The 12,820-nt window shown below is 42.1% G+C and carries 9 protein-coding genes; 6 read left to right on the forward strand and 3 right to left on the reverse strand.

The window, feature by feature from the left end; all coding sequences use genetic code 11:
* The first annotated feature begins 239 nt into the window (after nucleotides 1-239).
* The 3 genes from J4N24_RS04180 to J4N24_RS25480 all read left to right on the forward strand — a co-directional run bounded on the left by J4N24_RS04180 (nucleotide 240) and on the right by J4N24_RS25480 (nucleotide 6,776).
* Nucleotides 240-6,410, forward strand: a complete 6,171-nt coding sequence (locus J4N24_RS04180; RefSeq protein ID WP_207532401.1) for a T9SS type A sorting domain-containing protein — start codon at nucleotides 240-242, stop codon at nucleotides 6,408-6,410.
* Nucleotides 6,411-6,419: 9 nt separating this feature from the next.
* Nucleotides 6,420-6,635: a PID-CTERM protein-sorting domain-containing protein gene (locus tag J4N24_RS04185; RefSeq protein ID WP_207532402.1), complete on the forward strand. Its 216-nt coding sequence runs from the start codon at nucleotides 6,420-6,422 to the stop codon at nucleotides 6,633-6,635.
* A 63-nt stretch (nucleotides 6,636-6,698) separates the two neighbouring features.
* Nucleotides 6,699-6,776 carry a hypothetical protein gene (locus J4N24_RS25480; RefSeq protein ID WP_242691534.1) on the forward strand — a complete coding sequence of 26 codons (78 nt, stop codon included), beginning with the start codon at nucleotides 6,699-6,701 and terminating at the stop codon, nucleotides 6,774-6,776.
* Between the two features lie 239 nt (nucleotides 6,777-7,015).
* On the opposite strand, the gene J4N24_RS04195 is transcribed toward J4N24_RS25480, so the two are convergent.
* The gene (locus tag J4N24_RS04195; RefSeq protein ID WP_207532403.1) at nucleotides 7,016-7,942 is read right to left on the reverse strand and encodes a hypothetical protein; all 927 of its coding nucleotides are present in this window, start codon (nucleotides 7,940-7,942) and stop codon (nucleotides 7,016-7,018) included.
* Nucleotides 7,943-8,061: 119 nt separating this feature from the next.
* Here J4N24_RS04195 and J4N24_RS04200 point away from each other — a divergent pair, with 119 nt between their 5' ends.
* From J4N24_RS04200 to J4N24_RS04210, 3 genes are all read left to right on the forward strand, one after another.
* On the forward strand, nucleotides 8,062-8,844 hold the full coding sequence (locus J4N24_RS04200) for a helix-turn-helix domain-containing protein (RefSeq protein ID WP_207532404.1): 783 nt from the start codon (nucleotides 8,062-8,064) through the stop codon (nucleotides 8,842-8,844).
* Between the two features lie 61 nt (nucleotides 8,845-8,905).
* Nucleotides 8,906-9,439 carry a dihydrofolate reductase family protein gene (locus J4N24_RS04205; RefSeq protein ID WP_207532405.1) on the forward strand — a complete coding sequence of 178 codons (534 nt, stop codon included), beginning with the start codon at nucleotides 8,906-8,908 and terminating at the stop codon, nucleotides 9,437-9,439.
* A gap of 105 nt (nucleotides 9,440-9,544) precedes the next feature.
* Nucleotides 9,545-10,051, forward strand: coding sequence for a DinB family protein (locus tag J4N24_RS04210; protein ID WP_207532406.1), 507 nt, complete (start codon nucleotides 9,545-9,547; stop codon nucleotides 10,049-10,051).
* 16 nt (nucleotides 10,052-10,067) lie between these two features.
* Here J4N24_RS04210 and J4N24_RS04215 read toward each other — a convergent pair whose 3' ends face one another.
* Both J4N24_RS04215 and J4N24_RS04220 read right to left on the reverse strand, forming a co-directional pair.
* Nucleotides 10,068-11,474, reverse strand: coding sequence for a TolC family protein (locus J4N24_RS04215; protein WP_207532407.1), 1,407 nt, complete (start codon nucleotides 11,472-11,474; stop codon nucleotides 10,068-10,070).
* Nucleotides 11,475-11,476: 2 nt separating this feature from the next.
* Entirely contained in the window at nucleotides 11,477-12,814 is a 1,338-nt protein-coding gene (locus tag J4N24_RS04220; protein ID WP_207532408.1) for an HlyD family secretion protein, read from the reverse strand.
* Nucleotides 12,815-12,820: the final 6 nt, after the last annotated feature.

Raw genomic sequence — 12,820 nt, forward strand, 5'->3', positions numbered from 1 at the left:
ACCTTAAAGCACCTCTCGCTTTTAATAATCTTGCTTTTACTTATTAAAAACCTCGCAGCTGAAATGAAACCAAAATAATTGGAAAAAAAATTGCACCAAATGAATTGAGTTTAGGAAAGTATTTCACACTTAACCTTTAACAAATTAACGCTCTCGACTTATTCACATAAGTGAATTAGATTTTATTAACGCTAAAGTGCATTCTGCCAATGGCAGGATGCACTCTAAAATCTAAGTTGATGGGTTTCTCTCTCAAAAAATTAATGTTGTGCGCAGCGGCAAGTATTATCTTATTGCCCTTAAAAAGCGCTTTTGCTCAAACCTCTGGTGATTACAGGACCAGAACAACAGGAAACTGGAATACGGTGAGTACCTGGGAACGGTACGACGGTAGCAATTGGATTGCCTCCCCTTCACAAGGCACTCCTACAAACGCAATGGGAGCGATTACAATTCAAGCTTCTCATACCGTAACGATTACTGCTAATGTAAGTGTTGACCAGGTAACTGTTGCTACAGGCGCACAAATGATCCTGAACAGCGGTGTTACTCTTACTATACCAAATGGCGCAGGCACTGACCTTACAGTCGCAGGAACATTTCGAAGTGCAGGAACAATCAACAGAACAGGTACCATTGTGATCAATAATGGAGGGAAATACCAACATAACTTCACAACCACAGCGGGATCGATTCCTACAGCCACCTGGAGCACAGGATCCACCTGTGAAATAATCGGATACACCACTTTAGCCACTTTAGGGAATGCTGGCTTCGGCCAGAGTTTCTATAACTTCACATGGAACTGTCCCGGACAAACTAATACATTAAGCATGGCAGGGGGACTTACAACAGTAACCGGAAATTTTTCAATTGCCTCTACCGGAACCGGTGTTCTTCAACTTGCAAACACATTAGCGGCTAACAGAACGTTAAATGTTGGCTCGTACTCGCAAAGTGGCGGAACATTAACTTTGTTAGGCACTAACGGTTCCTATTATTCTTACTTAAATGTAAAAGGCAATTTTTCAATTTCTGGCGGTATCCTCCAAAAAGGAAACGGAAACGGACGTATCTATTTTACCGGAACGTCAGAGCAGACGTATACTAAAACAGGAGGAGCCTTTTCTGGTGCAATCCCCATTACTATTAATAATGGGGCGATAGTTAATTTTGGCAACTCAGTTATGGATGGCTCTTCGGGTCCATTCTCTCTGGGAAGTGGTGCAACAATCATCACATCTCATCCAAACGGACTGGGAGCAAGCGGTACAATTCAAACGACAGGCACGAAGAGCTTTAGCAGTGGTGCAAACTACCAATTTCGTGGTGCTTCTACGGGTGCATTTACAACTACAACCGCTAACACCATAAATAATCTAACAATTAATAGTGTTGGAACCACTCTTGGCCAGAACCTCACAGTAAATGGTTCACTTACGCTTACTGCGGGATCATTAATATTAGGCAATAACAACCTAACAATTGCGTCAGCCGGATCAATAAGTGGATATAAGTCGACTTCTTATATTAAAACTGATGGTACAGGTCAGTTAAAAAGAACTGTTTCCAATACAGCTGTACTCTTCCCGGTCGGTAACTCAAGCTACAACCCTATAACCTTTACTAATTCCGGAACTTCAGACATTTTTGGCGTAAGAGTAATAGACGGAATTATTCCTGCAACAATTGCAAGTGCCAGTCAAACTGTTAACCGTCGATGGGCGGTCACTGAAACTACAGCTAATGGGAGTAATTTATCAGTTGTAGCCCAATACAATTCAGGTGAAGAGGGAGGCAGTTTCGTAAGCGCTACTTATAACTTCATCGGTTTTTATAATGGTACTTATTGGACTCAGAATACCGCTAACAAAGCCGGAAACAATCCTTATACTTTCTCATCATCCACTAGCTTCAATACCCTGGGTGATTTAAGTACCGGGACCAAGTATTTTGCAATAGGTCGCGATAACGGGTTTATCGCACCAACAAAGCTGGTCATAACTTCCATTTCTCCCTCAACGCCTGTTTCTGGCACCCCATTCAGTGTTACAGTTCAGGCACAAGACGCAAATAATCAACCCGCAATGGTTGCAACGAACACAGCCTTCAACCTTACCAGCAGTGGGACTGCCGGAGCTTTGTCCGGAACAATTTCCGGAACGATTTCCTCCGGTACAAACTCCGCTACGATTAGTGGTACAAAATACAATTCGTTCGGAACAGGAACACTTACTGCAACACGGACGTCTGGTCTAAGTCTCATTGCCGGTTCAAGTTCCCAATTTAATGTTCTTGCCTCTGAACCAGAAACACAAGCTTCAGCTATTACATTTTCTGATGTAGATGGCGGAGCGATGACCATTAATTGGACGCCTGCTCCTGGTACTAACAGTATCGTATTTATAAAATCAACGGGAGTAGTCAACTTTATTCCTGTTGATGGGATTTCGTATCCTACAAATACAACTTATGGTTCCGGAAGTGCATCAGGCAGTGGCAATTATGCCATTTATAGTGGTTCAGGAAATAATGTAAGAGTTAGCGGACTTGCCGCGGGTACTACCTACTATGTTGCCATATATTCCTATAACGGTTCCTCCTCCTTTACAAATTATTTATCAACTGATCCTGCCACAGAAAACCAGCGCTCCCTTGCTATTGGGGATTACAGGAGCAAAGGTAACGGCGACTGGGGCACTATCAGCACATGGGAGCGTTGGGGTGGGAGTACCTGGGCGACACCAACTACAGCACCTACCAATTCAAACGGAGTAATTACTGTCCGGGGCGGACACACGGTAAATGTAGCGACAAGCCTAACAGTTGATCAACTTGTAATTGAAACAGGCGGAACAGTGATAGTAAACAGCAACCGGACACTAACATTAAACAACATAGCTGGGACTAATGTAGACGCAGAAGTTAATGGAAGTTTAAATATTCTTGGAACGTTAGAGAATGCCAATGGGACGGCCACGTTATGGATCAATGGAGGATCTCTTAAAAACGCGGGCTCAGCCAACCTTCCAACAATAAACTATCTTTTCGACAATGCCGCCCTTTATGAGCATGCCAGAAACGGTGGTACGATTCCCAATGCCATTTGGGGCGAAGAAACGACTTGCCTTGTTACTGGTATTACCAGTGCAACTACCCTCACAGGCCTGACAGGCGAAACCTTCTATAATTTCACATGGAATTGCCCCTCTCAAACTTCAGCTTTGGTAATGGGAGTAGCTACCATGGGTGTTAGTGGTAATTTCAAGATTGCCTCCACAGGTACAGGCTCAATGATGTTAAATAACACCACGGCAGCGTTAACAATTTCCGGAGATTATATTCACACTGCAGGGATTTTCAATGTGGTTTCAGCAGGCACCGGTACAGTTAATATTGGAGGGAACTTCTCTCATACGGGCGGCACGCTCAGCGCTGCAACAGGTGGAACAGCAAAAATAATTTTCAACAAAGCGGGTAACCAGACTTTCACTGCTTCTAATAACACTATAGGCTCAGTTGTTGACTTCGCTGTAAACAGTGGCTCTACCCTTTCACTGGGAACAAGCGTTGTGACTGGCCGAAGTTTCACCCTTTCTTCAGGTGCTACTTTAGAGACCGCTCATCCTGCTGGAATTTCTTCCTCCGGAAATACGGGTGCAATTCAAACAAGTTCCCGCATTTTTAATACTGGTGCCGATTATATCTTCAATGGCACTGTTGCTCAGATCACCGGCAACGGGTTACCTGCAACCATCAGTGATTTAACCATAAATAATCCTGCAGGTGTTGTGCTCTCCTCTAATTGCACAGTTAGCGGAGCACTTAGTCTCAAAACAGGCTTGTTTAATGTTAACACCTCTACCCTGACCTTAAACTCTGATATAAACAAAACGGAGGGCAGTTTGGGTAGTGCATCCGCGGGAACTGTAATTTACAATAAGCAGAGCGATGGACAAACAGTAATTAGTGGCACTTATGGGAACCTTAGTTTCTCAAATTATAATAAAGTTTTTGAGAGTGCCCCATATAAAACTGACGGCACTCTTGATGTGGCAAATATTTTTATTGCAGGAGTACTAAGCCCTGGTACAGCTATTGGGCACAACACAGCTGAAAGTATTATTTCTTTCAATGGAAATAGCAATCAGGAAGTTCCGGCAAGTATGGAATATTTCAGTCTTTATCTGGCAGGAACAGGAACAAAAACTATAAAAGCAAGCAGTGAAGGACAGCTACGTATCAACTGGAACCTGGACGTAAACGCTGCTGTAGCTTTTACTAATATTTCTTCGATATACGTTGTAAAGAATGTCTGGGGTAGCCAGGCCCTCTTTACAGGCGCTATTCCTGTCACGATAGGCGGCGACTGGAAAAATTCAAGTACAGGAACTACCGTCACTGGTTTGTACACCTATAATGGGGAATCTTCAACAGTTCAGGAGGTGGGTGCTCTAAACTATAAAGATCTGACAATTACTGCCAGTAGAGGTGAATCTTTTCCTGTTACGGCCAATCTCGCAAGAGGACCTGTTACCGTAGCCCGCACCCTTACCGTAGGTCCAGGTTGTGAACTAGCCTCGAATGGAAACCTTACGCTTCTTGCTGCAGAAAACTCAAATGCAAATGTTGCACCGCTAATTGGCGACGCTACCATAACCGGCGATGTAAACGTTCAATCCTTTATAAAGGGTGGAGCATCTACTTTAAGAGGAACCCGGGCCATGAGTGCACCAATCAGCAGTACTAATATTTATGAGCAGCTACAAGCATTTATGCTAGTAACGGGCCCCACAGGTGTAGCCGGAGGATTCGATGCCGGTGGAAAAGGTCAGCCTTATGCTGTTACGATCACCAACTACAATGAAGCTGCCGGAGCTTCTCAATCAGCATTCATTCCAATTGAAACCCTTGATGATGCAGCTAATCCTCCTGGAATGGGCTTCATGCTATTCTTTCGCGGAAATCGTACAAATCCATCTACGAAATTAAACTCTCCATTCGCTCTTCCTGAAAGTGTCACAGTGATATACAAAGGACCGTTGAACCAGGGAGATATTGAGATTCCGGTACCGAATAGCAGCAATCCGGGGGATCCGTATAACGGATATTTGTTAGCAGGGAATCCCTATGCATCAACGATAGACATTCAGGAAGTGAGAGATGCATCCACTGGGATAAATCCTGTTATCACCATTGTTAAAGCCGGCCAGGCAGCTGCAACTTACCATACAGTTCTTAATGTATCTGTTAATTCAGGATCAAGATATATTCAGCCTGGACAGGCATTTTACGTTAGCGCAATTGAAGGAGGTGGCATATTGCGATTTAATGAAAGTGTTAAGAAAAACGGTGACGACATTATTCCGGGTAGACTTTTAAACCGGCCTGAAGAAGCAATTTCAAATAAGTCACTTAAGCTTAACTCTGCTTCTCTAACCACTTCAATCAATTCGAACGCCGCTAAGATCCTTAGGATGAGTTTGGCAGACGAGAAAAACACAGAAGAAGCTTTGATTGCATTCAGGGATGACTTCTCCAAAGCCGCAGACGAAAATGATGCAACTTATTTTTCAGGTACATCTGTGAACTTGTCATCGCTCTCCTCTGATAATATCTCTCTGGCCATAAACACGCTACCCTGGGAGGACCTGAAGGAGATCCCTCTTAACGTGAATGCTTCGTCCTCAGGTCAATTAACGTTGCACTTTACAGAAGTCCCTCAGAGCTCTCTTTACGAACTAGCTTTAAAAGACAAGCTTCTGGGTACAATAACACCAGTGGTTAGCAACAGTGATTATAATTTTCAAATTGACGCAAGTAATTCGAGTACTTACGGTGCAGATCGACTTTCATTATTGATCAACCCGGCAAAAACTCTGGCGGTAAATTTTAAAGACTTTAGGGTATCAAGGACCTCTACAGGGGCGGCTTTAAACTGGACTACCGCTCAGGAAATCAATAGCAAAAGTTTCGAAATAGAAAGATCAACAGATGGTAGAACGTTCAGTACCATTGCCTCCATTACTGCAGCAGGTAATTCTTCAACAGCTCAAACATACTCCTTTGTCGACAACGATCCCGTGATTGGGATAAACTATTACAGAATAAGGGAGGTCAGCCTTAGTGATAATACCTACTCTGAAATTACGAGTATAACCTGGCAATTAAGTAAAGACTTAGAAGTTTCAGTTTACCCTAATCCTGTCGAAAAGGTACTTTTCGTAAAGGCTAGTGCTTACGAGGGGGAATTAGAACTCGCCGTATTTGATTTACAAGGCAGGAGACTACAGTCCGTCGAAGGGGACCAGGTGAACGTGGGGAACTTACTGAGTGGGACTTACCTCCTTAAGATTAAGGACCGCAGGCATGGGAATGTAATAGGAACTAAAAAATTTGTTAAGAAATAATCTCCTAACGTGAACTCTCTCAAAATATTTTTATTAGCAGCTTTATTATTAGCTACATACACAAAAACGTTAGCCGATGAATGCGATAATAAGCTTGACCCTTTCGCAGAATGTCCCGATACGGATGAAGCTAGCCCTCTTGATAGTGGTGTTTGGTTCTTACTGATTGCAGCCGGTCTTTACGGAGCCAAAACAATACAAAGACAAGTAAACAGTGCAGAATAGTAATCGTATACTCCAGCGGGATATCCGGGATACTTCCTCACCATTATTGGAATATGGAAGATATTGGGAGTAATCGCTGTACTCATTCCCCGGCTCCCACTATTAAAAGAATGGGCATATGCAGGCTTTTTTTTATCATGACAGGGGCAATTTTTTCTCATGCAGCGATGGGAGATCCTTTAATAGAATTCTTCGGTCCCGCACTATTAACCGTGCTGACAATAGTGTCCTGGTATCTGAGACCCAGTGATAGGAAATTAATAGGTGGTAGTTGAAACAACAGAAGATCCTTCCGTAAGCATTTACCATATTACCTGGTAAATCAAAAAGAGCCTGAATTCAGGGAACTCAGGCTCTTTTCAGATAATTTTCTTGTTGCTCTACAAAGCTTCAATTTCAAGAATATTTCCAGGAGTTTTTGTTCCCTCATTGGAAACAAACAAACTTGCATCTGGCCTGAAGATAATGCCTTCAGGCTGATTAAAGTCAGACTTATTTAACTTTCTGAGATCTTTAATATTACCATTCTTATCCATTATAAGAAGTTTCGGCTTAGTGCCTTCGGTGATGTAAATGTCACCCGTTTGAGGATGGATAGCAATGGCTGAAGGAGCAATAACGGATTCCTGCTTCTTCGCTTTCACTTTTTCAAAAACAGGATGGTCAAAATTGATTTTATAGGTTGGTTCCTTAGCCATCTTAAAGCTTTTTAGATCGAAACTATAAATACCCTTATAGCCAACATCACTTCCTTCAGACCCTTTTACCGCTACTAATAGGCGATTATTCTTACTATCATAACACATTGCTTCGGTATCGTGCTTTACTGTAAGATGGGTTTTGTGAAGTACAGTCTCCGGCTTTCCCGACAAATAATTTTTGACTTCGAATATCTGTCCGTCCGCTCTCAACACATAGGCTGTTTGATTAACGATCGCCAAACCTTCATAATCACCTGTCCCTGCAAAAGGAATTTCTTTTTCTACTTTCTTTGTTGAAGTATTGTAAATGAAGATCTTGCCTATTTCATCCTGAACGCATCCAAACCTATCTCTATCAATATAGGTAAGCGCTGATATTTCCTTTAAAACATCTGGCATATCCCATTTTTGCCTTATAACAATACCTTCAGAGGGCTCATCGTCTTTGCTCTTGTCTTTCTTTTTCTTTTTGTCCTTTTTGCTTTCTTTCCCCTCTTCGGTCTGAGCTGACACCGAACTTCCAGAAAAGGCTCCCATACTTCGTACAACGAATGCGCCGATTACTACTGTTATAATAAATGCTGATATAATAAATGCTTGTTTCATAATTTTAAATCCTGCTTATCCCTAAAGAATAAGATCCTATAAAATAACTCAGTTTCAGGTCTCAGGTTTTCTCTTTTTTGGGATAACTCACACCTCTTCAATTTATATCTTTACAAATTATGCATCTTCAAGTCCATAAAATCTTTCCCGAACTTCAGCAATATATTAAACTAATATGTTCAATGGAGTGCGAAGGAGATGCAGACAATCAAGGCATCCTTGTACTTCCGGACGCATGTGTGGAACTTTTTATCAATTACACCAGTACCCCTATTGCAATAATAGATCGGAAGGTTTTTAATTCCAGTATTGTTAACTCACGCATGAGTAAGCCTAATAATGTAAAGATGCGCAAAGGCTCGGGCTGTATTGCTGTTTGCTTTTATCCAGGAATGGCCTATAAGTTTTTCCATCTGCCTATGCATACGATAACTGATCAAACAGTAGAATTATCAGAGCTTTGGAAACATCACATGAATGAGCTGGAAGATCAACTTCTGAATCAGATTAACAATGAAGACCGAGCTACAGTAATTCAAGAATTCCTATTAAAGGAACTGGAGAAATGTGAAGGAGATAATCATATTGATCTATCCTTAATATTAAATGTAGCCTCCACTCAACTGCTGTCTGTAAAGCAAGTAAGCGAAGCGATGGGTATTACACAACGTCATTTATCGAGAAAATTTCAGGAAATTATAGGCTTATCTCCAAAAGAATACTTCCGCGTCAACAGGTTTCTCTACTCTTTGCACTATTATAAACAGTATCCTTCAAATCAACTTACAAGAGTAGCGCACGAAAGCGGTTATTACGATCAATCGCACTTCATACGAGATTGCAAAGAGTTTAGCGGAGTATCACCAAAGGAACTATTTTCCTCTTCCCATATATTATATTAATGTCCGTTTTATACAATTCAAATTTGTTGGAGCTATGCAAATTGCATGAAAATTAATACAAATGAGAAAAGTAATTTTAGGATTAGCAGTTAGCCTTGACGGCTATATAGAAGGGCCTAATGGTGAATATGACTGGTGCTTTACAGACCAGGATTATGGACTTGACGAATTTTTTGCAGGAATCGATGCCCTCTTCATGGGTAGGAAAAGTTATGAAATGGCTCTGCAATATGCGGAAGCAAACGGAGGAGAGTTAGTTCCAGGGATGCCTCCTGTAAAGGAGTATATTTTTTCAAACACCTTACAAAGTGTGAAAAAGGGAGCAGTGCTTATATCAGGAGATAGTATAAAAGAAATTCAAAAAATAAAAGAACAGCCGGGTAAAGACATTTGGCTTTTCGGCGGAGCATCGCTTACGGATTGGCTAATGCAGGGAGGTCTGATAGATGAACTTTGGCTTTCTATTCATCCTATCCTTCTCGGTAGTGGCAAATTATTGTTCCGGGAGCTGGATCAGCGTATTCACCTCACTCTACTGGAAAGTAAAACATATGAGACCGGGCTCGTATCATTAAAATATAGTATCAGCAAATAAATGATAAATGAATGGTCCATCTTGATTATTCAAGCAGCCTGTCTTACTAGCGAACGGGAAACTTTTCAGACTTCCAGAGGTTTTTATATCTTAAAAAAACACGTCATGATACTACAATCTTTGATTGCTGAATTTGAACATGAAGTAAACAGCACAAGAAAGTTGCTGCAGGCTATTCCAGAAAAAAATGTTGATTTTAAACCCTCGGAGATTTCGTGGACCATGGGTGAATTAGCACAGCATATCGCCACCATTTACTACTGGTATGTTGGTACCCTCACCCAGGATGTCTATGATATTGCTGCTGATGATCTGGAACGAGCAGATCCAGGAAACATTCAAGCTACGCTCGACCTTTTTGAAAGCAACGTAGCGAAAGCCCGGACTGCCCTGCAAGCCACAACAGAAGAAAGCCTGCAATCAATGTGGACAATGAAAGTCGGTGACCGAACTGTTCTGGGACCAATGCCGAGGGGCGCGGTAGCACGTGGCTTCCTGTTCAATCACCTTTATCATCACCGGGGAGAAATGATCGTTTACCTTCGGGCAAGTGGAAATAAAGCTCCCGGTCTTTATGGTCCTACCTACGAGGAATCAGTTGGCAAATTTTAAAATTTGCCAACTGCGCTTACTCAGTTACGTCAAGATCATTCACCAACCATTTGAGACTTTGGATCACCTTTATACGTTTACTGTATAGGTCATACAGTTTCTCCTGAGTTTCCAGCACTTTTTGCTCGCGACTGTTTATCATGAAGATGGAACTGTCGCCATACCTGAATTTCATTTCTTCACCTTGTAAAAGCTGCTGATTACTTTTCTGTATCGTCGTATTAGATGCAAGCAGGTTATTAAGCGTCGAGTATTCGTTTACGTAGTTATTCCATTTAACAGCAACTGTGTTCTGCTTATCAGAAAGAGAGTACTCAGCTTCCCGAATCTTTAATCTGCTTAAACTATAAGCAGCTCTCTGCTTCGTGAAAGTTAAAGGCAAAGCTACAGTGAAGCCAATTTTCTGATTATTGGCAAAGTAGTCGGGATCCAGATTACTAACAGGATTAAAACCCTTATTCAACACACCTAGATTTACATTTAATTCCGGCTTCACCTCTTCCAGTTTCAACCTCCGTTCTATATCCAGCTGTTCGATCTTCAATCTTGACAATTGTACGTCCAGGCTCCTTTGAAGCACCTGATTCACCTCCCTGCGAAGGAGATCCTCAGGTGCCTTCTCATAAATAAGTGCGGTATCAGGATAGACTGCCAGCTTTTGCGGATCTACAGGAGCAAGGTTTTCTACCCATAAATAGGAAGCTAATTCATTATGCTTATTGGCCAGTGCCAAAGTGTACTCTGCGAGCTTTTGCTCCCTTGATTGCAGCAGAACAGAGGCCTCAATAGTATCGATGGCAGGTTTATCACCATTCTTAAACAACGTTTTTGTTCCTTCCAGTCTTACTTGTGCAAGCTTAACTGCCTCCTCATACACCCTCCTGTTCAGCCAGGCATTCATCCATTCAGTATAGACCTGAGATGCAGAAATAAATAAATTATTCAGAATCTGCTGCTGCTCAGCCTTCGCTTGTTTACCAAATACAGCTGCCTGCTTTAAAGCTGCGCGGCGTTCGTCAAGGAACAGACCCTTACCAAGGGGAACAGATAACCCAAAATAACTTAATCCTTCCTCGGGCACCTTATTTTCCGGGTTCACATAATTCCCTTTATATTGAGTATGGTTTGCTTTTAAATCAATACCATACCAAAGAGGCAGCTTCACCTCAGGGATTACATAATTATAATATTCCTTACCATCGTATGTTTTCTGGCCACCGTTGACCTCTATTTTCGGATCGAAACCTCCCAGGGCCTGACGCCTTTGCAAAAAAGCGCGTTGGGTATTTAATCCAGCCTGCAGTGCCACGGGGTGATATTCTTTTATCAGGCTAAGATACTCGGTCATCGAAAGTTTTCGTTCCTGCCCCTGTAAAAGCTTCCCGAAAGAACAAATCAAAATAATTAAAGCGATCTTTTTCATCTCTACTTTTTTGAATCCTTCTTAGGCTTTTCAACTTTATAGAAATCTGCAGGGAATCCATTCAACTGCCGCCATAGCTCGTACCAAACAGGAACATTATTTAAAAGGGCTATGGCCTGACAGCCAGTTCCAAACTGTAGATTCTTTGGCCAGGGCTTTTCGCCTTCCATCTGACTTATCCAAACCCGGAACTTTCCATTTTCTCCTATACTATTATCAACCGCAGCAATTTCACCGGAGAAAACTCCATAAGAGGCCTGTGGCCATCCTGAAAACACTATTGCCGGAAACCCGTCAAACTGGATCCTGACTAGCTGTCCTTTTGATAAAAGCGGAAGATCATTAGGACTTACATACATCTCTACTGCACGATCAAAGTTTTGAGGAACAATACTTAAAAGTTTTTCTCCGTCTTTCACAATCTCGCCGATCCCTGCCTTAACGTTCTGTACTACCTGGCCACTCTGAGGAGCTAATATGTAGTGAAATCCCCGACGGGTCCTGTAATTGTGCAGCTGATTCTGAAGCTTTGATACTTCTGCTTGTCCGGTAGCAGCCTGAGATAAAGCTGAAAACTTTTCACCGGAAACCTTCGACATCTTCTCGGCGTAATCCTGTTTCACGGAAGAAAGCTCAAGCTGGATATTCAAAAGTTCGTTCCGACTGTTGTAATACTTATTTTCAGCACTCATTTTCTTTGCCAGGGCATCCTGGTAATACTGCTGGCGTTGCTCGTATTCAGTAAGCGATTTCAACCCTGCAGTATAAAGCTCTTTCTGCCTCTTAAGCTGCTCATCAGAAATCTTTAACTGGCTATTTGCAGCAATCATTGCCATACTATCTGTCTTAACTTGCAAGGTATATTGCTTCAACTTATTTCTCAACTGCTCCGTCTTCAGCGAGAGGGCTTGTTGTAAAGCCGTCATTTGCGATTCTGTAGTTCCAGCCTTTCCACTATAGTACTTCATAGCTTCTGTCTTGGCTTGCAGCTGTTCGGCAGTACGATCAGCTAACTGAGGATCCAGGTAATCGTCTTTTACTTCTGCTAATTGCAGCAGTGTATCACCTTCTTTTACCATAGCTCCATCTCTTACATACCATTTCAGGATCCGGCCCGGAATAATGGTATTAACTTCCTGTGTACGCTGTTGCGGATCAATCGAAGATACCTCTCCCCTGGATTTAATGTTCTGCGTCCACGGCAGGAACAGGGCCAGAATAAGAATAATGACAATAATAATTGGCCATTTTTTATTAGAATGATGTTTACCCAGCATTGCCTTCCGGAACGACTCGTACTGCATCAGTTTCTTGTTGTCTATATTTTTCTCTAAGAACATCGCTTT

It is taken from the genome of Desertivirga arenae (assembly GCF_017355785.1).
GTDB lineage: Bacteria > Bacteroidota > Bacteroidia > Sphingobacteriales > Sphingobacteriaceae > Desertivirga > Desertivirga arenae.

What these genes read in the sequence shown, in the direction of transcription:
- J4N24_RS04180 (WP_207532401.1), top strand. Translation starts at nt 240, where the DNA reads ATGGGTTTCTCTCTCAAAAAATTAATGTTGTGCGCAGCGGCAAGTATT.
- J4N24_RS04195 (WP_207532403.1), bottom strand. Translation starts at nt 7,942, where the DNA reads ATGAAACAAGCATTTATTATATCAGCATTTATTATAACAGTAGTAATC.
- J4N24_RS04200 (WP_207532404.1), top strand. Translation starts at nt 8,062, where the DNA reads ATGCATCTTCAAGTCCATAAAATCTTTCCCGAACTTCAGCAATATATT.
- J4N24_RS04205 (WP_207532405.1), top strand. Translation starts at nt 8,906, where the DNA reads ATGAGAAAAGTAATTTTAGGATTAGCAGTTAGCCTTGACGGCTATATA.
- J4N24_RS04210 (WP_207532406.1), top strand. Translation starts at nt 9,545, where the DNA reads ATGATACTACAATCTTTGATTGCTGAATTTGAACATGAAGTAAACAGC.
- J4N24_RS04215 (WP_207532407.1), bottom strand. Translation starts at nt 11,474, where the DNA reads ATGAAAAAGATCGCTTTAATTATTTTGATTTGTTCTTTCGGGAAGCTT.
- J4N24_RS04220 (WP_207532408.1), bottom strand. Translation starts at nt 12,814, where the DNA reads ATGTTCTTAGAGAAAAATATAGACAACAAGAAACTGATGCAGTACGAG.